This window comes from Limnofasciculus baicalensis BBK-W-15 (genome assembly GCF_024178385.1).
Lineage (GTDB): Bacteria > Cyanobacteriota > Cyanobacteriia > Cyanobacteriales > Coleofasciculaceae > Limnofasciculus > Limnofasciculus baicalensis.
In genome coordinates, this window is record NZ_JAMZMM010000667.1 from 1 (window position 1) to 1604 (window position 1604).

Annotated in this window: 1 protein-coding gene; it reads right to left on the bottom strand. The window is 68.3% G+C overall.

What is annotated here, in order from left to right; genetic code table 11:
- A partial coding sequence (locus tag NJ959_RS29285) for a condensation domain-containing protein (RefSeq protein ID WP_254015281.1) occupies positions 1–1604 on the bottom strand: 1604 nt, incomplete at both ends.

Sequence of the window (1604 nt, forward strand, 5' to 3'; positions counted from 1 at the left end):
TGGTGCGCGTAGGCATCCAGCGCCGTCTGTTCGCTGTGTCGCAACAACTCGGCAAAGCTCAGGCTGCCGACCTCGCTGCGCAGGACCAGCGTATTGACGAAGCCGCCGATCAGGCCGGCCAGTTCGGGTTGTTCGCGATTGGCGATCGGCGTGCCGATCACGATGTCGTGCTGGCCGCTGTAGCGCGCCAGCAGCGCGGCGAACGCCGCGTGCAAACCCATGAACAGCGTGACGCCATATTGGCGACACACCTGCGCAAACGCGGCACTGCGCGCCGGGTCGAGCACGCGGCTCAGACTGGCGCCGGCAAAGGTTTGTTGCGCCGGACGCGGCTTGTCCAGCGGCAGACTGTGCACCGGCGGCAAGTCGGCCAGTTGCTTGCGCCAGTAGTCGGCGTGGGCTTGCAACACCTCACCCTGCAGCCAGTCGCGCTGCCACACGGCGTAGTCGGCGTAGTGCACCGGCAGTGCCGGCAACGACGCAGGGGCGTTGTCGCACGCCGCCGCATACAGCGCCGCCAGTTCGCCGACCAGCACGTCGAGTGACCAGCCGTCGGTCGCGATATGGTGCTGCGTCAGCAGCAGCACATGATCGTCCTCGGCAAAACGCAGCAGCCGCGCACGCAACGGTCGGCCCTGCGCCAGGACGAACGGTTCGGCCGCTTCGCGATCCCGTGCGGCGGCAAGATGGGCCGAGCGATCACCGGATTCAAACGACTCGACCGGCAAATCGATCGCCGCCGGCAGGATCTGCTGGCTCGGCGTCTCACCGTCGAACACGATCGCCGTGCGCTGGCTCTCGTGACGCTCGACCAGGGCCAGCAAGGCCTGCTGCAGCGCACCGACATCGAGCAGACCGCGCAGCGCATAGGCCAGGCCGATGTGATAGTGCGTGCTGCCACCCTCGAACTGGTCGATGAACCATAACCGCTGCTGGAAGAACGAGGCCGGCAGCCGGCCCTCGCGCGCCACCGGCCGCAACGGCGGCGGCAACGGCAGACCTACCGCACGCGGGATCGCCGCGGCGAAGCTGCGCAAGGTCGGGGCCGCGAACACCGTCTTGAGCGGCACATTCACCGCAAAGGCCCGACGCACGCGGCCGATCAGCCGCATCGCCAGCAACGAATGGCCACCCAGCGCAAAGAAGTTCGCCGTCGCGCTCACCGGCGAGGACAGGCCCAGTACCTCCTGCCACAACCCCGCCAAGGTCACTTCGATAAAACCCGCCGGCGCGACGTACACCTCGCCCGACCCGAAGTCCGGCGCCGGCAACGCGGCACGGTCCACCTTCCCGTTCGGCGTCAGCGGCAACGCCTCCAGCCGCACGAACGCCGCCGGCACCATGTAGTCCGGCAGACGCTCGCGCAAGGCCTCGCGATAGCAAGACTCCTCGACCTCGGCCACTACGTAAGCCACCAGCTGCGCCTCGGCGCGGCCATCCGTGCGCACCATCACCAGCGCATCGCGCACACCGTCCACCGCCAGCAGCGCCGCCTGGATCTCGCCCAGCTCGATACGGAACCCGCGCAGCTTGATCTGCTGGTCGATGCGGCCGAGGAAGTCCAGGTTGCCATCCGGCAGGAAGCGCGCCAGATCCCCCGTGCG